This window comes from Anatilimnocola floriformis (assembly GCF_024256385.1).
Lineage (GTDB): Bacteria > Planctomycetota > Planctomycetia > Pirellulales > Pirellulaceae > Anatilimnocola > Anatilimnocola floriformis.
In genome coordinates this window covers 3,657,105-3,679,644 of record NZ_JAMLFW010000001.1, presented here as the reverse complement: position 1 = coordinate 3,679,644, position 22,540 = coordinate 3,657,105, and the positions used below count along the sequence as shown (strand labels likewise).

Here is a 22,540-nt window from a genome sequence, read left to right as displayed (position 1 = left end):
GGACGTACTGACCGGTGCGACTTCCCTCGACTTGTTTTTCGCAAAACTCTCCGGCTCCGGCGCCGATTCCTTTACGGATTTCAGTGCAGTCACTGGCGAGCAACGGCTCAAAAAGCGAGACTTGCCGACTCAACAAACCATTAGCTTGCTCCGGTCCGACACGCCGAGGTCGATGTGACCGAAGCGGCTGATTGTCTTCTCGCGAGCTATGGTCGGCTCCCCGCGATGTACACCAAGACACCGTACCAATGGCAGAGACTTCCGCCGATTACGGCCACGTGCCAGATGCCGTGACTGTGGTATTCACGATTATCCCAGCGATGAAAAATGGTTCCCGCGCTATAACAAACTCCACCGGCGAAAACCGTTCCCGCAGCGGCCAAGGGAAGAGAACGAAGGAGGGCTGCCATCGGTATCAAAGCTAACCAGCCAAGCAGCAAGTACGACCAAACGGTGGCTGAATCGATACGGTGGACGAGCACCAACTTCGACACAGTGCCCAAAATCGCCAGCGTCCACATGACTGCCAAGAATACCCACCAGAAAGGCGTGCGCAGGTAAGTAAACGACCACGGGGTGTAGCTCGCCACAATTAGCAGGTAGATCAAGCCCTGATCGAGAATTCTAAAGAGCCGCCTACGCTGCGGCTGAGCAATGGCGTGCGAAAGAGTGGAGACGGCGTAAACAGCCACCAGGGCTGCCGAAAAGATGGCGCATCCTGCAATTCGCCAAGGTTCCTCCGTCTCGACGGCGCGAGCCATGAGCACGCCCGAGCCCACGATGCTCAGAACGCATCCGGCGGCGTGAGTGAGCGTATTCACACGCTCTCCGGCGGGTAGTGTTTGGAGCATTCCAGTTAACATCAGAGAAAGTGCTAACCATCTTATAAGTGGATCACATGACCATAACCGCTGGGTGACGCAAGCAGTCAACTTGTCTTCTATGACAGGAATGTTTTCTGCACTACCAACGCAGAAACAATCGCAGCAGCGCCAATTCTGCATTGTGCGGAATCGCCAGCTGTGTCAGGCGGATGGCCTGCCATAGGGTACTTCGCTGGGCGATGGTCAACTCAGGGCCACCGCTCTCGTCCTCATGACTCCAGACGTCGTTTTGGGCTCTTAGGGAGAAACTGTTGGGAACATCCGCAACGACAGGCACGTAATCTGTTGATTGCACCAACCGCCAGACAACGTCGGCCAGCAGCCGACTAGCAACGTTCAGCATGCGGCGATCGTCCATCATGGCAAGCCTCACTCTAAGAAGTCGCCCGAAGCGAAACTCGGCAACGTAACGACAAAGCAACTGCCCATGCCTTCACCGGAATCGATATTCAGTTCCCCACCGCTTTGTTCAACGAGATGCTTCACAATCGCGATGCCGACACCGAGGTCAGAGCCCTGTTTGCCGGATGTGCGATGCGTCGGCTGGAGCAGTTGGGCCCATTGAGTCTCGGGCATTCCCACACCTTTGTCCGTCACTCGCAGTTCGTAACCTCCAGGAAGTGTTTTGAAGGTTACGTTGACACGGTTCTCCCCTTTTTCGGGATCACCGTACCTGATTGCGTTTCCAAGCAGGTTCTGCAGGATATGACGCAGCCGAACGGGAAACCATGCCACTTGCTCACAATCCAGCGTTAACACCAATCGATTTGCTGGCCGGTTTTCCAAGCGTTGCTGCCAGCGATAAATGCTTTCGATGAATTCCCGAATCGCGATGGGCTCGATTCGATCGAGGGCCAGAGGAGCGTGTACGTCATCACGGATGTCGTCGATCATCTGCCGAAAGTCATCGTTGCTACGGTTCTCTTTTGATGCGGCAGATTCTCGATTGCACACTTCCCGACCTGCTTGACAGACATGCTGCAACTGTTTTCGCAGACGGTCGACCTCCAGTTCCAGGTCGGTCACGTAGGCCGAAAGCAGGTTCAAACGATTCTGGCTGGTAAGGAACTGCGTCATAGACAAGTTGCTCGATCTCTTAGGAGCTGAAAAACTGCTGGGCCCGCGGGAATGTTGCTGCTGACGACTACACCCAGGTCAGATAAAAGGAATTGTCGCGAGCGCCGTAGCCAACGATTGTTGCCTTCCGCTTCAAACCTGCGGCAAGCTGCAAAATGACGGGAGGATTGCCGGCCCGAAAGCGACTCAGATGGTCGCGCTTCTCGGACGAAAGCTCGGCGCCGTCGAATTTCAGCACCAATGACTCGCTGCCACTGAGATCCCAGCTTGCTTCGGATTCGAAATCGTCCATCCGTGCCACGCCGGAATTCCGGCTGCCTTGCAAGAGGTTTTGAAACACATCAGAATCCTTTTCAAAAACTGCCGTCCGGAAGTCGGCGGAATTGCCCTTCCCAGAGACCTGGGCTTTTACCCTTCGCCACCAGTTTCAAACTGCGGCTTCGACGAATTTGCCTCGGATGAGGAATCGACGGACACTAGGTAGACCGCCAGATTCGCGGGACGCCCAGCGCGCGGGTGATTGCCGTCAACAACGACCGAATGGGTGTTTAGTTTTACGATGCGGACGCGATGGCCAGATACGGACCCTGAACCCCGCGGCGTGAGCAACATTCCCATTTCTGGCGGACCCTTAGTATGCAGACAGTGCCGCGAAATCCTGCTAATCAATCGAGTTTGGAGATCCCCATAAGCTTCAACCGGGCACAGGGTCACGCATTTCTGTTCCCCCGGGTGCATGCCGAGCACGTATCGACTCAAGCCAGGGAGGAGATGCTCGCTGCCAACGGTGAACTCAAGCACTCTTGGCTTGGTCGATTGGGGATCATGTTCTCGGGCATCTTGCATGTGCGTATATCGGACTCGAACCCTGTCACCAGATTGCGCGATCATATACCACTCCATCGGACTTGCGTGCCATGCGACTTTCCAGGCGTTAGAAGCGCCCCGAAACTGCGATGCGCAAGAAGCACCGCCAACAGCGGACGGGCAAAAGTTAAGAGCCCGGAATCGGCGAGCATTGCCGAGGGCTGATAAGAGAGGCCATTCGGCCTGTTCGCATCTGTATTGTACGGCTCTTCGGCAGCAGAAACTTGTCAAAGCTGCAAGTTGGCGTGAAATCACTAGCATTGGTGACGATTCACAGCCCAGGGCCTTCTGTTTGCAGAAAGCAAAATTCATCGGGCCGAGATGGACACGTTGGATGGGAAGTTAACATTGCGGCGGATTTGGCACTCCAGTTTGTGTGATCTAGCGACCTCGGTTTGGTTCTCGCACGACAAACCGAATCCCCGCTGCTCCTCAGGCACCAGTCCATTCGAATCGGCCTAAACCGGCAGCTAAATGTGCGTTTGCGGGTTGATTTCAAAGTGGTCGTGACTCCACTGTACTTCTCCGTATTTCACAACACAGTCCCTAATGACGGAGCAGAGAAGAGCGGTGCGTCCGCGATTGCTTTCCTGCGCCCGCCGCCTATGATCCCTTTGGCGATAAAGACTCTTCTGAAAACGCACCTGATTCGCCTCAGTGCGTTTGCACCGCAAGGTTTGCTCGCTGCCTAACGATTGTTATGGCAGGATTTCAGCCGCTCGCTCTAGCGCTGGAATGCTTGGTTCGCGAAGGAACGGCTCGCTTGGATCGCCTGTCTGCAGGCGGTATCGCAGACGCCGAACCGATCTTCGTCAATCGACGTCTGTGAGCTGAATCGATGGTGGATACGATGCTCGGACTAGTTTTGTGGATAGCGTTTGGCATTTTGGCAGGCAGCGTATCGCGATTTGTCATGCCTGGCCCTAACGCTGGAGGCTTGGCGGTTGCAATTCCGCTGGGCATTCTAGGGGCGATTATCGGTGGCGGCATCGGAGCGCTGCTCGGTCCTGCATCCGCGGGAGTGGATTTCCGAGCGTTGCTGTTGGCAATCGCCGTCTGCTTGGGGTTTCTGTTCCTTTATCGAAGCTATGCACTGCGCACGGAGTCCTGAAGATCTTCCTCGATCGAGCTTCAGCCTCGTGTTTCACACAATTTCGCAAATGCAGCCACTAACAGAGATCGTTCCCATCATGCCCACTGGAACACTAACAAAGCTTGTGCATCTCTCGCAGCAATCACCCGCGCTGAACTCCAGGCTGATCCCGGAGAACAACGATATTGGCTATGGCATCATTCAAGATGGTGCGGGCCGCGACGTGTACTTTCATTACGAAGTGGTCCTTGCCCGCTGTGGATTCAATGATCTACGAGTAGGCCAACAGCTTGACTTTACTCTGGAGAACGCGCCATACCTGCGGGCAGCATCCGTCCGCATATCGCCCTCGCTCGCTGCGGATATGTTATTGCGCGTCGCCTGAATGTGTTTATGGGCATACGCAAATGAACAGAATACCCCTGACCGCAGGCTGGTTTCAGGCAAATAATTTCCATCAGGCCGAGGACGGTGGATGGGAATGCCACCGTGGCCCGGGCGTCCGGCTGCGACTGAAAGATGGGGCGGTGTTTGTTAGCGATCGTCGTAAGTGTGATCCGCCCCAAGATGAACTCGTTGCTGAAAATATCACCAACGTCGCGCAGCTCCTGGCAGTGTTCGAGAAACAGAAACTCAACGGGCCAGCTTTTCTCGACTAGAAAGTCGGCCGTTAACAACCGCACTTAACCAATTGCTCTCTTTAGTTCGGACGGCAGGCAGGCTTCGTTGTCATTCGCAAGTTCCTTTCCGAAATGTCTGGTCTCGTCAAAACAACCGGTCCTTTGCTTGGGTCCGACACGCCCAGATCTATGTGACTAACGCATTCCTGGTTATCAGAATTGATTGTCGAAGCAACCGACAATTTCGTTTCTACTTCTGCCGGTCCCGATACCTAACTGGAAACGCGGTGTCACTGATTACACCTCTGGATCACGTTCAGATATGCTTTGCTGGGCCAGTTGCGACACGTCTTGTTTAGCCGGATTATTGAAACGGAAGATACCCCAGTTCCTCAATCGACATGATATTGACGAGTGCATCGGTGATCGAGAATCTGGCAGAGCGAGAACGGCTGGTTGAGGGACTGAGTTTAGCGATTACGGCCGAAGACTTGGGAACCTGGGAATGGGATCCGTGTTTGGAAAATCTTAAAGGCATGTAGATTGCACTTCCTGCCGAAGCGCCAGGTGGCAGAAGTTCGCTCACGTCCATGGAATAATTTGGATGTCACATTTTCACACAGAGGTGCTGTTGATTGGCGCCGGAGCAGCTGGCTTGGCGGCTGCGCATCATCTGCGCAACGAAGGACTTGTTGTCACGATTCTCGAAGCCCGCGAGCGCATTGGTGGACGCATCCATACGCTAAACCCCACCAACTGGCCAATCTCCGTCGAAACTGGGGCGGAGTTTCTTCACGGTTCAGCTGACGAAACGCGAGTCGCTGTCGATGCTCTGAATTTGAAAACGGAGGCAATGCCTGAGGAACACTTTCGACCGGGTAGCACTGGCGTCGAGCCTGCGGACTTGGAACTGGGTTGGACGAGAATAGCGGAACGGTTACGAACGATTGGCTCCGACGATCTTACCTTCGCCGACTTCCTCGGCAGATATTGCGGCGACTTGTCGGCCGATGAAAAAGCTCAAGCGACCGCTTACGTCGAAGGTTTTAATGCTGCCGATATGCGGGCGGTTAGTGCTCAATGGATTCGCGAGTCCGATCAGGAAACCGGCCAGGCCGAAGGAGCCAGAAAAATTTGTGCAGGCTATGCGAGAGTGCTTGACTATTTCACCGGGCACGATGATGGTCTTGATATCCACTTGAACAGACCGGTTTCTTCGATCCGGTGGTCGCGTGGCTTTGTGGAGGTCTCTACTTCGAACAACGAAACCTTTTCGGCGCAGGCCGTCATCGTTGCGGTGCCGCTCGGTGTGCTGCAGATTCCCTCAACTGAAATGGGAGCAATTCATTTCTCACCTGATCTTCCTCAAAAGCGACTTCAATGGAAACTGCTGAGAATGGGAAACGTGGTCAAGGTCCATTTGCTTTTTCGGGAGCCGTTTTGGGAAGAGATTGCGGGTCCCGACTTCACCTTTTTGCATACAGCAGAGGGCCCCTTTCAGGCTTGGTGGAGCAGCTTGCCGTGCCGCTCGCCGATCCTCACAGGTTGGTCGGGTGGGCCGCGTGCTGCCGAACTTTCGCGACTTACCGACGAGACAATTTTGAAAGCGGGGCTTGAGCAGTTGGCGACCAGTTTCCGTGTGGACCATCGCAAGCTCGAACTGAAATTGGCTGCACATCTCGTGCACAACTGGCAGGCCGACCAATTCGCTCGCGGTGCTTATGCGTATGTTCCTTGCGGCGGCATGGCCTTGCCCAGACAATCTGGCGAGCCCGTTGAAAACACGTTGTTCTTTGCCGGCGAAGCAACGCACCGGCAACTGATGGGCACGGTACAAGGCGCGATCGCGAGTGGCGTGCGGGCAGCGAAAGAGGTCGTCTCCGCGTTGAGAACTTGAGCGCCAAGTCCTCTGAACATTGGAGTGTGAAGACCGTGAAGATCGCAACCTTCAACGTAAACGGCGTCAACGGCAGGCTTCCTGTTCTCTTGCGTTGGCTTGACGAGTCCGGTCCCGATGTAGTTTGTCTTCAAGAGCTGAAAGCACCTGACGAAAAGTTTCCGGCTGCCTCGATCGAGAAAGCTGGGTATGGCGCCATCTGGCACGGGCAGAAGAGTTGGAACGGAGTCGCGATTCTGGCCCGGAGCCAACAGCCGGTGGAGTCTCGCCGAGGACTTCCGGGCGATCCGGAGGATGTTCACAGCAGGTATATCGAAGCCGTTATCGGCGAGCTCCTGATCGGCTGCCTCTACTTGCCCAACGGAAATCCCGCGCCAGGGCCCAAGTTCGACTACAAAATGAAGTGGTTCAGTCGGCTGAATCGATACGCCGAGACGCTGTACCGTTCGGATCGGCCGGTCATCCTCGCTGGCGACTACAACGTCATCCCCACGTATCTCGACGCATACAAGCCCGAGCGTTGGGTCGGCGATGCGTTGTTCTTTCCGGAATCCCGGGCTGCGTACCAAGAGTTGCTGGACCAAGGCTGGACCGATGCGCTGCGAATCTGTTTCGCTTCTGAGGCGATCTACACCTTTTGGGATTACTTTCGCAATTCATTCGCTCGTAATGCAGGGATTCGCATCGACCACTTCCTGCTTAATGCCCAGGCCGCTCGGATGCTCGGCGCTGCGGGCGTTGATCGCGACGTGCGCGGCTGGGAGAAAACGAGTGATCACGCACCGACCTGGATCACGTTGAAATCGAAGGCTACAGCGTTTGGCAAGAAGAGACCGTAGCCGGCAACGATGTCGCTAGTTTGCGTTCCCGATTCGAATCGTCTTGTACGCTAACGGGGGCAATTCGATCTTCAAACGACGATTTTCCGGCAGCTCGCCCATCTGCTCGTTGGTGATGATTTCTAGCATTTGCCCGTTCACTTTCATTTTGCCTCTCACCCCGCTTGCGCTGAGGTCGAGTTCTTCCTTTGCCGTCTGCTGGGAGAAGTTTAGCGCAGTGAGGATCAGCGCCGGAGTTCTTGGTGGTCGCATCACGAGGACACAGACCGCTGGATTTGAAACCTGAAGCGTGGCGAGGAGTTCACTTTCGGCGAGTCGGTATTTTTTGCGAGCCTTGAGCATCTTAGCAAGCTGCCGCGCGAACGATTCAGGATTCTCTAACTGCTCAGGAAGTGAACCATACAGTGACGTGGCTCGTTCCACGCCAAAATGGGAAGTGCCTTGGCTGGGATTCGCTCCCATCAAGTCGACGCCACCACGATTGATCCAGCGGTAATCGCCATCTTTCATCCGTTCGGCAACTGACTTCTCAGGAATCGGCAGGGCGCCGACGAGATCCCAGCTCGAAAGACTGAAAACTCCAGGCTGCATTGCGTTGGCGGCGGCAAGGAGCAGATGCGCCTGCTGGATCTGCCGCAGCTCTTCTCGTGAGGCGTGGTACGGATCACGGATTTCGAGCGCAGCTGCAATAAAGCCAGCAAAGGTAGTGGCTAATCCATCCTTCTCAGGCCGATAGAGTCTGTTGTGTGGTGCTCGGTCGCCAGCGGCCTTCTGTCGCATCTCGCGAAGCATTCGTTCACGCAACTGCCGGCCAGAAATCTCTTTCCCCTCCAGCTTAAACATCTCGTCACCACGTGCATCGAGCTCCACAAGCTGGTAAGTGATCTCGTCGTGGTTCTGGAGATCATGCACCAGACCGATCGGCTGCACATCGGCATCAAGCAAGAATTGGAAGGACTGCCGCAACAGCGTCGCGTCTTCCATCAGCAAGGCATGCAGGCACTGGGCTCGGGTGAAGAAATCGTACGAAAGGTCGGGACCGTGTTCGGTGTACGTCTTCAACTCTCGAAGCGGAACATTGAGCTCATGGAAGCTAAAACCGCCGAGCTTCCGAGTCATAAATGCAATCGAGTTAGTTCCTTGGACCGAGAGTGGATGCTTGAAGTGCAACGTTAGGTTGTCGCCTGGCTGGGGTTCAATTCCCAAAAATGGCACAGCGTCGAGCCGCATTACCCGGGCTCCGAGCGAGTGCATGGTTTTGGTAAGGTCGCCACACACGGCTCGCTGCGCAGCAAACGAGGGATCCAGCCAATTTAGGGCCGGTTGCTCTTTCTTGAAATAATGCAAGAAGACCCAACGCCGTTGTTTGCCATCCACTCCCGTTACTTTGGCCGTCGCACTCCAACCACTCCACTCCCGTGCCTGGGGAGCAGCGTCATTTGAGTTGATCAGGCCCGGAATGTAGCCTTTGTCGCGCAGTTTTTTGGCGGCATCTTTAGAAACAAGCTCAGTTGTCCAGGGACTATCAACGCCAGGCAGCAGATCCCAGTCTTCCTTTCGTATTTCAACCATCGTGTAAAGTCCGGGGTAATTCTTGTAGGCCCGCTCAGCCAAGCGAAAGTCGGCGCCGATCCCCGTGTGCAGAGGCACGAGATCGCCAGCGATCGAACCGCCGTGTTTCTTCGCAGTGCGGACCATGGCTCGGTACTCGTCGTCCGTGCCGAGCGCTGGATCAAGCTGGAGCGAAATAGGATCGAACCAGCCGTCGCTGGTGGGATTGAACCGGCGTTCTTCCACGCTTCCGGCTCGTTTTACGGGTCCCGTGTGCAGTAGGTCGATTCCGATTTGCTCCAGTGCTTGCCACAACTCAGCATCGCCCCAAGTGGCGATGACGGATTCTCCCGGGCGAGGAATGACCGAGCCCGGATAATCAAGCAACCACACCGAGGCTAATCGGACCGCCTCCCGCGGCTGTGGTTCGCCGTAAGGATGTCGCCACTGCACGCCCTGGCCCGAGATTGATTCAGCCTGCTCCTTGGCCTGGAACAGCATCGAGCGTTCTTCAAGCCACTGAACGTATTCGTGATCGGTATCGCGCTGCTCATTCGTTGGCTGTGACAGTGCCGCAGAACAAAGGCCGCATAGGATTATTGCTGGTAAAAAAGTCCGGAAGACGAGCCTTAGTTTGACATTCATGGATGGAATCTCTAGGAAACTGATAGTGACGCAATTGTCTTGCCTCTCGCAACAGCCCCGGCGGCCAGTCCGCTCACTTTAGAGCTTCTCGTGCTTGATATGTTTGCCAAGGTAAGTTGCTGTTCGGCTCGCTTTAACAGTAGTAACATCGGCGGGCTTGCCGGTGGCGACCACTTGTCCACCTTCATCTCCAGCACCGGGCCCCATATCTATGACCCAATCGCTGCTGGCTACAACTTGCATTTCATGTTCGACCACAACGACCGTGTTGCCCGCATCCACCAATCCCTGGAGTTGCGTAACTAACATCTCGACGTCAGCCGGATGTAGTCCAGTCGTAGGTTCATCCAATACGTAGAGTGTTTTCCCTTTGCTAGCCCGCTGCAGTTCGGTCGCCAGCTTAATCCGCTGAGCTTCCCCTCCGGAAAGTTCGGTCGCAGGCTGTCCGAGTCGCAAATAGCCCAGGCCAACCTGCAAAAGCGTCTGCAGCGCGCGACACAGCGGCGGGTTATCCACGAAAAACTCGGCTGCCGCGGTGACGGTCATGCCCAGCACATCTGCAATCGACTGCCCGCGGAGTTTGATCTCGAGTGTCTTGGCGTTATACCGCGCACCTTGGCAAGTGGGGCAAGGAGCGTAAACGCTTGGCAAGAACAAGAGCTCTACGAACACGAACCCTTCGCCTTGGCAGGTTTCACAACGACCCTTTGCCACATTGAACGAAAACCGGCCCGCATCGTAGTGTCGACTGCGGGCTGCCTTCGTATCAGCAAAGAGTTTTCGAACGTCGTCAAACAGCCCGGTATAGGTCGCCAAGTTCGAGCGCGGCGTGCGACCGATCGGCTTCTGATCAACTTTGACGAGCCGCGAGATTCGATCTAGCCCCTCAGCAATACGGCCGGCGATCGCAGCAGTCGCGGTTTCTAGTTCATCATCGTCATCTGCCGTAGGAATCCATCACGCTGATTGTTATGCATCGGGCTGATGGGGCGGTTGATCGGAATCTCGTGAAAATTCGGCCCGCCAAGGCGAATGAGTTGCGTGTCGGTGTAAGAGAAGAGTCTACCTTGCAACAGCGGATCATTCGTGAAGTCGATCCCCGGTACGACATGCCCGGTATGAAAGGCAGATTGTTCCACTTCTGCGAAGAAGTTGTCTGGATTCCGATCGAGCACTAGCCTGCCGATCGGCGTCACCGGGACTAATTCTTCCGGGACGAGTTTCGTTGGATCGAGCAGATCAAAATCAAACTTATGTTCGTCGGCTTCGGGAATAAGTTGCACGCCAACTTGCCATTCGGGAAAGTTCCCCGAGTCTATCGCTTCCCACAGATCGCGGCGGTGAAAATCGGGATCGGCGCCGGAGATTCGTTGGGCTTCATCCCACAGCACCGACTTCATACCGAGCACTGGCTTCAGGTGCCATTTGAAAAATGTCGATTCGCCTTTGGCATTCACGAAGCGAAATGTGTGCACGCCAAAGCCTTCCATCATGCGGAGGCTGCGTGGAATGGCTCGGTCGGACATGACCCACATGATCATGTGGGCCGCTTCGGGCGTCAGCGAGATGAAGTCCCAGAAAGTATCGTGCGCACTCGCAGCTTGCGGAATCTCGTTATGCGGCTCGGGTTTCACCGCATGAATCAGGTCGGGAAATTTGATCGCGTCTTGAATGAAGAACACCGGCATGTTGTTGCCAACCATGTCGAAGTTCCCCTCCTGCGTGTAGAACTTGATTGCAAAACCGCGCACATCGCGAGCTAAATCGCTCGAGCCGCGTGAACCCGCGACTGTGGAGAACCGCACAAAGACGGGCGTTCGGCTGCCAGCCTCCTGGAGGAACGCTGCCCGAGAATACTTCGCTAGTGAGCTATTCAACTCAAAGTATCCATGCGCCACTGCCTCGCGCGTGCACGACGCGCTCGGGAATTCGTTCGTGATCGAAATGCGTGATTTTTTCGCGCAGCAAAAAGTCTTCCAGCAGCGAAGGCCCACGCTCACCGGCTTTGAGGGAGTTGTGATCGTCGTTGACCGGAACGCCTTGATTGCTCGTCAACAACTGCCCCGTGCTCTCCTCAATATCCGCTTGCAGGTCGGTAATTTTTGCCGATTCGGCCTGACTAGGTTTTGTAGAGCGGGCAGGGACACGTTTGGCCATTTGGCATTCTCCAGCAAGATTAATCAGCACATCGTTCGATCAAGGAAGATGCGGCTCAAGCACACGCTGTGCCAAGTGTGTTGGCGGGCATTTCCTTCCGCAACCGTTGCAGAATGGCGTGCCTCTGAGCGATCGAGAAGCAACTTGCTTGCCCTGCGGTCAGTTCACTGCAGCATCAACCGGCGTTACTTTGCAGTTAAGAACTTGATGAGTTCGGCTGTCACACGTTCGGGTTCTTCGCGCTGGATCCAATGCGCGGCGCCTGTGATCCACTCGATGCGGGCTGAGTCGCATAACTGGCTGCTGGCGGTCGCCAAGCCGGCCTCTTCCGTGGGATCGCGGTCGCTCATCAGGATCAGCGTTGGCGAGACGATTTTGAGTTGCAGCGACTTGCTAGAGCGGCGTCTCATTGCTCGGTAATAGTTCAACATGGCGGTGAGCGCACCCGGTTCCGACCAACCGTCCACAAAAGCGGCTCGATCCTGCGGGCCGAAGACTCCCTTTCGGCTGGTCCCTTTGACAGTGCGAAAGAGGAGCTCGTAGTTTCGCGCCGACAGCATCGCTTCGGGAAGCCACGGAAGTTGAAAGAACGCGGTGTACCAACTCTTCAGCACTTGACTGGGATGGCCACAGACGTAGCTGGCAAAGATGCCAGGATGCGGAGCATTTAAAATTGCTACGCGAGAAACACACTGAGCAAAACGAGCGGCCACCCACCAAGCGACGATCCCGCCCCAATCATGACCGACTAGATGAAATGCCGAGTTTCCCTCCGACTCGGCTAATTCGACGACATCCTTGGCCAATTCTTCAATATCATACGCCGAAAGAGGTCGCGGCTTGTCGCTCTTGCCATAGCCACGCTGATTCGGCGATATGACACGAAAACCGGCCGCGACGAGCTGCGGGATTTGAAACCGCCATCCATGCCACAAATCGGGAAAGCCGTGAAGCAGGATTACGAGCGGATTGCCAACGTCGCCCGCAATTGCACATTCCAGTTGCACTCCATTCACCCGGCGAAAGTCAATCGTCGCTGAAACCTGATCTGCTTCCACAGCGTTTCTTATTCCTGAGCTATCACCTCGTGAGCACCCGACAACCTTCGTGCGCCGCTCGAAGGTTCGACTAGCCTCGTGCCTAAGCGACTAGCGTTCCGCGCCATCATCGTCGATGAAATAACCCCCTGCGAGCCGGTGGGAAGCGCCGCGAGACTCGCAGGGGGCAACGAGGAAACGAACTCACTGCCAAGCCATGCGGTCGGCGCGAGAATAAATGTGAGAATCGATGGAGTAAATCGTAGTTGAGAGCTTGCAAAGTGTCTGTCGGGAAAAACGCCACGCCGACACAGCTCTCGCCCGCTGTAGCGAATTTCGCGACAGACGAAGTTTTCACTCTGCCCTACGATGCTGGAACGTCACACGAACCTGCCACGCATCGGCTGCCCCAAAAGGGCGTTGCAGGAAATCAGGAGGCGGAGTCTCCCGTGACGTTTGCCCCTCGTCGGCGACTCTCAAAAGTTGTCGGCGAGGGTGCTTCTAAAGCAAATTGCCGATCAAGGCGGGAGTGTTAGCGATGTTTCTTCTGCCGCTAGCCTGATACCATCCATCCGGAACGACGTCGCAACTTGGTGCACTCGGTTTCCAATGCTCTAATGCCGCTGAAGAGTTTGCTGGACTTCCTGAGCTGCCGAACACGATGAACGAAAATCCAAGCGACGAAGAAATTGCTCAACACTCAGCCGACAATGATCGAGCGACACACTACGTGGACAATGACGAGCCGCCGCATTTGCCGTTTCCTGTGGTAGGAATTGGTGCTTCGGCTGGCGGTTTGGAATCCTTCATTGACTTCTTTAAGGCGATGCCTCCAGACAGTGGGCTCGCGTTTGTCCTCGTGCAGCATCTGCCGCCCGAACGCGAGAGCCTTTTGGTCGACATCCTGGCGCGGCATACGACGATGGTCGTGCATGAAGTTCGCGATGGCATGCGAGTCGAGCCGAATTCTGTCTATGCGATCAAGCCCGGCCATACGCTCACAATTTGCAAAGGTCTCCTACACCTTGGCGAGCGGTTGCAACGCCCGATGCATACGCGCCCCGTAGACGATTTCTTCAAGTCGCTCGCTGAAGAGCAACGAGAGCGAGCCATCTGCATCATCATGTCCGGCATGGGCAGCAACGGCACTGCCGGAGCGCAAGCCGTAAAAGCCGTCGGCGGTCTGTGCATCGCGCAGGATCCAGAAGCGGCGCAGTATCCGTCGATGCCGCGGCACCTGATCGATGCGGGCTACGCGGACTATGTTCTGACGGCTGACACAATGCCGAGCACGCTGATCGCTTATGCCGCACATCCCTACGCGCGCGGTGACGGCGAGTCTCCTCAGGAATTGGCGACCCGGGAACAGCACCAGTTGCGCGAGGTCCTGGCAATCCTTCGGACACGTTCCAAGAAGGACTTCAGCGGCTATAAGCAACCGACCGTGCTCCGCCGCATTCAGCGCCGCATGGGATTGTGCCGGATTGCCACGCTGGGTGAATACGCCAGGCATCTGCGGCAAAATCCCACGGAAGTCACGGGCCTGTCCGACGACCTGTTAATTCACGTTACCGGTTTTTTTCGCGACCCTGATGCTTGGGAAGTGCTGCGGCAACGCGTCATCGTGCCGTTGATCGCTGGTCGCGAGTCGGACACCGCCCTTCGCTGTTGGGTCACCGCGTGTTCTAGCGGCGAGGAGGCCTACACGCTGGCAATGTTGCTGGTGGAGGAAGCAGATCGCGCCGGCAAACATTTCGATATCAAAGTGTTTGCCACGGACATGGCTGAACGAACGTTGCAGAACGCCAGGCAGGGGTTATATCCGGGTGGGATCGAAGCGGAGATCACGCCTGATAGGTTAGCGAGATTTTTCCAACAGGAGGATGCGCTGTATCGAATTCGACAGGATCTACGGGAGCGGGTTGTGTTCGCGCCGCACAACCTGTTGCAAGATCCGCCGTTCTCGCGGCTCGACATCATTTCTTGCCGTAATCTGCTCATCTATTTGGAACCCGAAATCCAAGTGCGGGTTTTGAGTCTGTTGCACTTTGGCTTGCGCGAAGGGGGAACACTCTTCCTCGGCGCGAGCGAGACCGTCACCGACAGTGCTGCTTTTGAGCCCATCGACAGGCGCGCTCGCTTGTTCCGCCGGCTCGGTCCCACGCGACATGGGACTGTGGATATTCCCGGTCCTGCTTCCACGTTCGACCGTGAGTTTGCGCGCATCGAATCTCGTACTACAAATAAGACCTCGTTAGCTCAGCTAACCGGGCACGCGCTACTAACGCATCACCTGCCGGCGGCGGTCACTGTCGATCGAGAGTTTCGGATCGTGTATTTCCATGGACAAACAGAACTGTTTCTCACCCATCCTCGCGGCGAAGCCACCCGCGATCTGATGGCGTTGCTGCGGGACGGAGTGCGCATTGCCGCCAGAGTTGCGTTGCAACGTTCGGTAGCGCAGAACGTCACGGTCCTAGAGCCGGATGGCTGGGCCGATGTCCACGGCAAGCGGCATCGGATAGCTGTCACCGCCTCTCCGCTGGAGACCGCGACCGCCAGTGGTTTGTTCGTGCTGAGTTTTCAGGATCGCGGCGAAATAGCTCTCAGCCAGGCGGAGCCAACCGCCTCTGCGGAGACTGAAGAAGACGTTACAGCCGGCCAATTGCGCCGCATTCGCGACGAGTTGCAGAGCACGATCGAGGAATTGCAAACTAGCAACGAAGAGCTGCGTGCCTCGCACGAGGAAGTGGTAAGCGTCAACGAAGAGTTGCAAAGCACCAACGAAGAACTGGAGACCGGCCGCGAGGAAATGCAGTCACTGAATGAAGAACTCACGACCGTCAACGCTCAATTGCAGACCAAGATTGAGGAACATGAGGCGGCTCGAAATGATCTCGCATCTTTGCTTACCAGCACAGATATCGCTGTTTTGTTCTTGGACGCCAGGTTCCGAATTCGCCGCTTCACCCCCACTGCCAAGGACCTCGTCGAACTCATTGCCACTGATATTGGTCGGCCACTGAACGATCTTTCGCGGAAGTTCCACGATCCGGAACTGCTAACGCAAGCAGAGACGGTACTGCAAACTTTGATTCCCATTGAGCGGGAGATCGACGGTGGCAACGGGCGCTGGTACTTGCGCCGCATTCTGCCCTACCGCACTGCCGACAATCGGATTGATGGCGTCGTGATCACTTTCGTCAATATCAGTGACCGCAAACAGGCCGAGGAGCTGTTACGCCTGAACGAACAACGCCTTCGCGAACTGAGTGAATCATTGGAGCTTCAGGTTCAAGCGCGGTCACAGGCCATGGTTGTGCTGCGCGATATCGCGACCGCCGCCAATCAGGCGATGTCGATTGATGTGGCTTTGCAAGCGGCCATCGATCGCATCTGCGAGGTTCGTAAATGGATCGTCGGTCATGCCTGGCTAGTCGTGGAAGAAACTCAGTGTTTGACTTCCAGTGGCATTTGGCGTATTTCGACGAACGAGGTCTCCGGCGCAGAACTTTCGTTAGCCGATTTTCGTCAATCCAGCGAAACACTTCGACTTAATATTCAGGACGATTTCGTCGGACGAGTTGCGCGAACTGGCGAGATAATCTGGTGCGAAGATGTCGAGCGCGTCCCGCGCTGGACACGTTCGCATCCGCATCGTTACGGCTTTCAGTCAGCCGTCGCACTACCGATCTCCATGGACAACAACATCGTTGGCGTGCTGGAATTTTATTCTGAAAGCCACGCTAAGAAAGATGAGCGTTTCCTTGAAATCGCTCCCAGCATCGCAGTTCAACTGGGACACGTATTTGAGCGAAAGAGACTCGAACGTGAAGTGGCCATGATCGCCGACCAGGAACAGCAGCGGATGGGCCAGGAAATGCATGACGGACTCAGCCAACAAATTGCTGGCATCGCCATGTTAGCTGGCGGCCTGGCTGAGAACTTACGCAATGTCGACACGTCGTTGCACGAGAAGGCGACTACATTGCGCGAAGCAGCTCAGGACGCCAAACGTCAGTCTCGCATTCTGACAAAAGGGCTAATGCCAGTCGAAGTCGCCCCCGATGGGCTCATGCATGCCTTGCAGGATCTGGCGGAACGAACGCAACAGACGTATGGAATTGCCTGTATTTTTGAGTGTGTTTCTCCAGTCCCTGTTTCCAACAGCTTTGTGGCGACACATTTGTACAGAATCGCCAGCGAAGCCGTGCATAACGCAGTAAAGCATGCCCAACCGAAGCATATCTGGATTCAACTTCGTCAGTCGCTGCGCGAAGAGCTAATCGTACGCGATGACGGTGTGGGCTTCGGCGACAAATCCGCCGTGGAGACACACGGTGATGGTCTGCGGATTATGCGGCATCGAGCCGGCCTGATCGGTGCCCGGCTTTCGATTGAAGCCGGAGCAGAGCGTGGGACGGTCCTAACTTGTACCTTGAATTCCTAGTCCAATTGTCAGGAGTGACTGGTGACAACTTCGACAACTGCATCCGAGCCCTCAACCTGGCGAGTTCTGATCGTCGACGATCATCAGCTATTTCGAAACGGCTTGCGCGAACTTCTCTCCGCTGAGCCAGATCTCGAAGTGTGCGGTGAAGCAGCTGATGTTGCCACTGGCCTAGCAAGTTTCCAGTCGTTGCGTCCCAACTTGGTGACGATCGACATTTCTCTCTCGAAGGAAAACGGCTTGCATTTGGTGGAGCAGATCAGAGTAATCGAGCCGAAAACCGCTATTCTCGTGCTGTCGATGTACGACGCCGCAGTTTACGCCAACCGGGCGCTGGCCGCCGGTGCGGCGGGCTATGTGTGCAAGCAGTCTACCAACCAAGAGATTCTCGAAGCACTGCGGATGGCGAAACGCTCACGGGAATACCCTGCAAATCGCAAATCCAGCGTCGTCGAATCACAGAACGAGGAATCACAACTATCCGCACGTGAACTTGAGATTTTCACCTTGATTGGGCAAGGCGACAACACTCAAAAGATAGCCCAAAAACTCGAACTCTCTCCCTCGACAATCGAAACGTATCGAGAGCGGATCAAGGCAAAACTGAATCTCGCAAATGGGTCCGAACTCACCCATCGTGCGATTCTCTGGTTTATGCAACATTCTTAAGGGCCACACCGATTACGCCAACTATTACTGGCGAAGACAAGTTCTCAATCGTCGGAAACCACTAATCGATTGTCGAGCGCGCATCCGGCGAACTTGCTCTGCAAGTGTTCTTGCGCGATTTGCTTGTGGTAGAAGCTGCTCACTTGTCCTTGAAGGGTTAGGACGCCTTCACGGACCTCGCAATGCACGCGGCGGATGTCGCGATATGGTGAGCTTTGAAGCGCCTGATGTGCCATTGTTTCCAGGTCGCCCGCGATAGGCGGCTTTGAACTCACTTCGCGATTCTTCACAAATCCACTCCTTTGAACTACATCTGAAATTGCTACACCTGGGGCCGTTGAGCACGGACTCATGATGTAAACCTTGGCGGAAAACGATTAGTTGCGGCCCACACACACGCGGTTACCGCTCCCGTCAGCAATGCCGTCACCAGCAACTCCATCTTGAACTCCTGCGAACAACACGCGCCCAACCATTTGAAAAGTGAACGAACCATCCCTCGCAAGGCGTGTACCGACTTGCAGGTATATAGCGAGCTCGTTCGAGTAGTTTAGTCGAATCCACGAAGTGGGCACTCGATGTCATTTCATTTGCGCGCAGCGCAGGAATTCTTACCTGCAACACGAGAGTCAAAGGCGAGCACGGTGAATCCAATTCGATCGCGCGACTTTTGGTTACGTAGCATTTTCAACGACATACAGCCAGGGTCTGACTTTTCTATGATTGCTCCCATCGCAAGCGCGCCCACGCGTTGGCGATATCCCAACGCCCCTCGTCGGCTGGGTTCCGGCCGAACTCGCCGACGAGGGTGCTATTTCAAAAAGTGCGATCATGGTCAGCAATCGTTACCGCGTGTAGACCTGCCGACGCGAGAGAGCACTTCTGCTGAACGCCATGCCACCGGCGCAGATAGTCAGTAACACATGCAGCAAAGTTCGCGTACTGGCTGGCCTGACGGAATAACGCGGCTGTCGTAGTCATTCTGGCAGATTTTGTAAGTTCGAAGACGTGCTGGCGGGTATGCAATCGTTGAATTTGATGAAACATCCACCTAGCATGAGCAGAATCTAGGTGCGCAGTTGCATGGATAGCTATAAGCGCAAATGTTTGCTCTGCCATTCTTTGTCGCGAAAGCCTGTTGAAAAACTCGTGTCCGAAGTGAGGCTAGCTGCGTAATTCCAGAGCACTTGGACTAACACTAGCGCTTTTGAAACTTTTTCAACGGCTTGCTGAATTCCCATCGACGGCCCCAGCGCTGCCCGCCTAATTCTCTTGGATGAGAGCTCGAAGCCTTTTTAACGTAACGGCGCGGTGTTCACGCTGTACCAGTCGCATGAATCGAGCAAGCCAAACTCTGATGAGTCGCCGAATGTCGCAAAGATAATGTAGTGGAAGTCGCTACGTCTTTTTGCCGATAGAGCATGAGGCCCTGCCAGCCAACGGAAGCAACTTTCTGTAGCCAGCCATCGCGCAAGCAACAATGATCCGATACCACTGGACGGAGCCGACAGGCTCACCCGTCCGTGTCGAGTTAATCGACGACTTTGTACTTGCGCCAATTGCCGTTGTCATCAGTGACTTGAACGGGCGGTGGCACTGGAGCCGTTACACGAGCGTAGCTCGGCACGCAGCGCCACCGATCAGCGGTTCGTCGCCCACTATGGCGGACGCAAAACGTGCGACGCTGAATGGACTGCCAGACGCACCGGCCGAATAAAAACCTCCCGGACAAAACTCCGCGAGTCCCGCACCGCCGCGACAAGCAACAAACCGAAAATCTTCGTTTGTAGCTTTCTTCACGACAGACAGATAGCGCCGCATGCGTCATGTTGTAGGCACACAACTAATTCGCTGCGGGCCGCTAGCCGATGCGTAGACGCAAACACCTGCCAAGCGGTCATAAAGTGAAAGGGCAAATGAAGTTCGTCGGACGCCTCCATCAATGCGAACGGATCTGCATGTGACGGATGATTGGGCGCGATCAAGATTCCATGACCTGCCAAAATGGCTTGCTGAATGACTTCTGCACCTTGAATCTCCGCTCCGACAAAGCCATGTTCGTGCCGGGCTCGAATGCGGCGGAATGGTCGCCAAAAGGCAATCCGAGACGAATTGAGGCACGGGGACCACCACTGCGGTGGAGTTTTATAAGGCTGAAGGTTCATAACCAGCGCGGTGCATGACCACGGTATTGCCGCGATAGAGATTTGATGGGGTTAAGATCGTCCCACAGGCGAGACGCAAGCCAAGAGTCTTGCGTAGGACGTGGCAGCTAAACGGCAGATGTAACCATATTTGCAGGGCGTGTGCCGGTGGCAAATGTTACTAAGCAGCAAGAGAGACTCACATTCTTAGCTGTTGAAACGCGCGGGAAATGGTTCCCAGAATTAATTTCACCGCGCGCTTTTTGCGGCAATTATTGGCGCAGGTAAGTCGCACGAGGAATCGTTTGCAATCAAAGATAAGCAAGGATGGGTTGTTGCGTTTTGTCGCCCGCTAGCAACCTCAATTCAAGCTCTTGTGTTCGGGGACATCGACAGTTGGGTGCTGCCGACGAACTGCTCGGGCGATCCATTGACCAAGTGGCCCACTCAACAGCGCCGGCAAAAAAATCAAGTTGCCCGCGAGTCCGACTGTGAGCAACGCGATCATCAATGCGCCGAAGCGAAAAGTGGGAACAAAACTGCTCAGGGCGAAGGCCGACAGGCCTAAGCCGATCACGCCCCAACTTTGATACATGGCACGCGCACAGCCGTCATAAGCGAGCAGAACGGCATCATCGACGCGGTGACCGCTGGAAATGCCCCGTCGGAACCAAAGTATGAAATGGATCACATCGTCGACTGTCACCCCCAAGGCTACACACGGCGTCATGACAGAGCCAACATCAACGACGATTCCCGCCAGCCCCATCCAGCCGAAGACAATGACCATTGGAAACATGCTCCCCAATAACAGCAGCACTCCGTTGGACCAATGTCGCGTGGCAAAGACCGCAGCGACGACCAACAAAAGCACATCGGTGCCAAAACCCAGAATCATCCCTTGCAGCAGCGAGCGGCGGGCTTTGTAAATAATCGGCACGGTTCCCGTGTAGGAGGTAGTCACTTCCTGCGCCATGCCCGCCGCGGCGATTTCGGGTGCAATCTTTTGAGCCAGCTGCTCGTGAAACAAATCGTAGTCGATGTCTTCCGCTCGCACGCGCACGCTGATGCGCCAATATTCCGCCTTATCCTCGACCATCAAATAACCGCTTTTTGCCAAACGACGATGCAAGGTGATGCCAGTCAGCGAGCGAATCCGCCCGCTCACCGGAGGAGCGAAAGTGGCGGCTGACAGGCTGCCACTTACCGAGGGTAATGTGTGCAGATCACTTTGAATCGCACTCATCAATGCGAGACGCGAACCGATACTGTGAGGACTGCTGTTGTCGAACCGCAGGATGACTTCCATGGGCACCAGGCCGCCCAACTGCTGTTCGAGAAAAGCGTAGTCGGCAAGCACTGGCGTGCGAGGAGAAAAAAGACGGATGATCTCGATGGAAGTTTGTACGCGTGCCAGGCCATAACTGCCAACAACCATGAGCAGCACGAACAAAGCCGTGAACCAGTTCCGACGGAAGATGACCCACGTTGCGAATTGGCGAATCGCAGAGTCGACCGAGCGGTCCAATGAGTTCGATTTGTCCCCTTCGCGACTGCTGCCGTGTTTGAGCCGCGGCGGCCACAGAGTCAGATAGGCAGGCAGCAACGTGAATTGCACGATCACGCTGATGACAATTCCGATGGCTGAAAACCGGCCGAACTCGCGAATCGGTAGCAAATCGGCGAATTCGAGCGACATCAAACCGATCGCCGTTGTTCCTGCTGCGAGCGCCAGGGGGAGCATGGCGTGCTTGACGGCATGTTGCACTGGGTCGAGCGTACCCTCCTTCACCGCATCGAGATAATAATTCAGCAGGTGAATACCGCCCGACATGCCAGACACGTAGACCAGCGGCGCCATCGTAATCAAGATCGCATTGAGCGGCACTCCGCAGAGGGTCACCACCGCCAGACTGGCGGTTGCGCTGAAGAGGCCCACGGCGAGCACCATTAACGTCAATTGCATGTCTCTGAAACACCACCAAGCGATGACGAGGCCGATGCCCATCGCGAGCATGGCGAGACGAACAAGTGACTGCGAGCTCTCCTGATTGATCGCCGCATTGACGACCGGTGGACCTCCAAGCTTCAGTGAGCCTGCGGGAAGCCCTGCTTCTTTTGCCGCCTCGCGAATTTCAGCGAGCGGAGCTGCCAGGTAATGATGACCTTCATCCGTGAGCGTGATAACTGCGCAAGTTGCTCGCTCATCGGAACCGACGATCGATCCTTTTAGGCGACCGATGGCAGCGTCATGGCTCAAACTGAGCGGTGCTTCTTGCAGCGCTCGCGCTAACTCAGTGCCAGTAGAAACATGGCGAATCAGTCGCTGGCGGGCGGGTGTCCGCAAACGCTCGGCAAATCGATCTAAGAGCGGATCGTCGAGCGTGCAGCCGGGCCAACTGGCAGCCACGAAATCCTCGCTGCCAAACCGCCGAAAGAATTCCTTGTATTCGGCAGTCTCAGGGTATTGAGCCGGAAGCCAATCGCGAACGTCATTGCTGTTGCTGTTGAGGGCGACTTGAACTTTCCAGGCGATAAGCGGCGTGAGCAAACCAGTGATTGCGAGAATCAGCCAGGCTGCGTACTGTTTGGTGCGGCGGTCGATCATGG

At 55.5% G+C, this 22,540-nt stretch carries 16 protein-coding genes and 1 pseudogene; 6 read left to right on the top strand and 11 right to left on the bottom strand.

From position 1 onward, the window contains the following. Positions 1 to 206: 206 nt before the first annotated feature. The 5 genes from trhA to M9Q49_RS36020 all read right to left on the bottom strand — a co-directional run bounded on the left by trhA (position 207) and on the right by M9Q49_RS36020 (position 2,852). The gene (gene trhA, locus M9Q49_RS14125; protein WP_254509400.1) at positions 207 to 851 is read right to left on the bottom strand and encodes a PAQR family membrane homeostasis protein TrhA; all 645 of its coding nucleotides are present in this window, start codon (positions 849 to 851) and stop codon (positions 207 to 209) included. 112 nt (positions 852 to 963) lie between these two features. Continuing rightward, positions 964 to 1,245, bottom strand: a complete 282-nt coding sequence (locus M9Q49_RS14120) for a hypothetical protein (RefSeq protein ID WP_254509399.1) — start codon at positions 1,243 to 1,245, stop codon at positions 964 to 966. An 8-nt stretch (positions 1,246 to 1,253) separates the two neighbouring features. Beyond that, positions 1,254 to 1,961, bottom strand: a complete 708-nt coding sequence (locus tag M9Q49_RS14115) for a sensor histidine kinase (protein ID WP_254509398.1) — start codon at positions 1,959 to 1,961, stop codon at positions 1,254 to 1,256. A 67-nt stretch (positions 1,962 to 2,028) separates the two neighbouring features. Beyond that, the gene (locus M9Q49_RS14110) at positions 2,029 to 2,301 is read right to left on the bottom strand and encodes a hypothetical protein (protein WP_254509397.1); all 273 of its coding nucleotides are present in this window, start codon (positions 2,299 to 2,301) and stop codon (positions 2,029 to 2,031) included. Between the two features lie 68 nt (positions 2,302 to 2,369). Then, positions 2,370 to 2,852, bottom strand: a complete 483-nt coding sequence (locus M9Q49_RS36020; RefSeq protein WP_390844027.1) for an FKBP-type peptidyl-prolyl cis-trans isomerase — start codon at positions 2,850 to 2,852, stop codon at positions 2,370 to 2,372. Positions 2,853 to 4,018: 1,166 nt separating this feature from the next. Here M9Q49_RS36020 and M9Q49_RS14105 point away from each other — a divergent pair. From M9Q49_RS14105 to xth, 4 genes are all read left to right on the top strand, one after another. Continuing rightward, complete coding sequence (locus tag M9Q49_RS14105) at positions 4,019 to 4,306, top strand: cold-shock protein (RefSeq protein WP_254509396.1); 288 nt, start codon at positions 4,019 to 4,021, stop codon at positions 4,304 to 4,306. A 22-nt stretch (positions 4,307 to 4,328) separates the two neighbouring features. After that, positions 4,329 to 4,580 (top strand): hypothetical protein, encoded by a 252-nt coding sequence (locus tag M9Q49_RS14100; RefSeq protein WP_254509395.1) that lies wholly within the window; start codon positions 4,329 to 4,331, stop codon positions 4,578 to 4,580. Positions 4,581 to 5,145: 565 nt separating this feature from the next. Beyond that, positions 5,146 to 6,438 carry a flavin monoamine oxidase family protein gene (locus tag M9Q49_RS14095; RefSeq protein WP_254509394.1) on the top strand — a complete coding sequence of 431 codons (1,293 nt, stop codon included), beginning with the start codon at positions 5,146 to 5,148 and terminating at the stop codon, positions 6,436 to 6,438. Between the two features lie 35 nt (positions 6,439 to 6,473). Beyond that, positions 6,474 to 7,277: an exodeoxyribonuclease III gene (gene xth / locus M9Q49_RS14090; protein ID WP_254509393.1), complete on the top strand. Its 804-nt coding sequence runs from the start codon at positions 6,474 to 6,476 to the stop codon at positions 7,275 to 7,277. A 15-nt stretch (positions 7,278 to 7,292) separates the two neighbouring features. Here the strand turns inward: xth and M9Q49_RS14085 are convergent, their stop codons facing one another. The 4 genes and pseudogenes from M9Q49_RS14085 to M9Q49_RS14070 form a co-directional block, all read right to left on the bottom strand. Beyond that, positions 7,293 to 9,473 carry a hypothetical protein gene (locus M9Q49_RS14085; RefSeq protein ID WP_254509392.1) on the bottom strand — a complete coding sequence of 727 codons (2,181 nt, stop codon included), beginning with the start codon at positions 9,471 to 9,473 and terminating at the stop codon, positions 7,293 to 7,295. 78 nt (positions 9,474 to 9,551) lie between these two features. Further along, positions 9,552 to 10,145, bottom strand: a complete 594-nt coding sequence (locus M9Q49_RS14080) for a hypothetical protein (protein WP_254509391.1) — start codon at positions 10,143 to 10,145, stop codon at positions 9,552 to 9,554. Between the two features lie 251 nt (positions 10,146 to 10,396). Continuing rightward, positions 10,397 to 11,630, bottom strand: a pseudogene (locus M9Q49_RS14075) (catalase). 185 nt (positions 11,631 to 11,815) lie between these two features. Then, positions 11,816 to 12,688 carry an alpha/beta fold hydrolase gene (locus tag M9Q49_RS14070; RefSeq protein ID WP_254509390.1) on the bottom strand — a complete coding sequence of 291 codons (873 nt, stop codon included), beginning with the start codon at positions 12,686 to 12,688 and terminating at the stop codon, positions 11,816 to 11,818. Positions 12,689 to 13,328: 640 nt separating this feature from the next. Here M9Q49_RS14070 and M9Q49_RS14065 point away from each other — a divergent pair. Further along, complete coding sequence (locus tag M9Q49_RS14065; RefSeq protein WP_254509389.1) at positions 13,329 to 17,117, top strand: chemotaxis protein CheB; 3,789 nt, start codon at positions 13,329 to 13,331, stop codon at positions 17,115 to 17,117. 21 nt (positions 17,118 to 17,138) lie between these two features. Further along, positions 17,139 to 17,786, top strand: coding sequence for a response regulator transcription factor (locus M9Q49_RS14060; RefSeq protein ID WP_254509388.1), 648 nt, complete (start codon positions 17,139 to 17,141; stop codon positions 17,784 to 17,786). Between the two features lie 44 nt (positions 17,787 to 17,830). On the opposite strand, the gene M9Q49_RS14055 is transcribed toward M9Q49_RS14060, so the two are convergent. After that, on the bottom strand, positions 17,831 to 18,076 hold the full coding sequence (locus tag M9Q49_RS14055) for a BON domain-containing protein (protein WP_254509387.1): 246 nt from the start codon (positions 18,074 to 18,076) through the stop codon (positions 17,831 to 17,833). A gap of 2,215 nt (positions 18,077 to 20,291) precedes the next feature. Then, the gene (locus M9Q49_RS14050; RefSeq protein ID WP_254509386.1) at positions 20,292 to 22,538 is read right to left on the bottom strand and encodes an efflux RND transporter permease subunit; all 2,247 of its coding nucleotides are present in this window, start codon (positions 22,536 to 22,538) and stop codon (positions 20,292 to 20,294) included. Positions 22,539 to 22,540 lie beyond the last annotated feature (2 nt).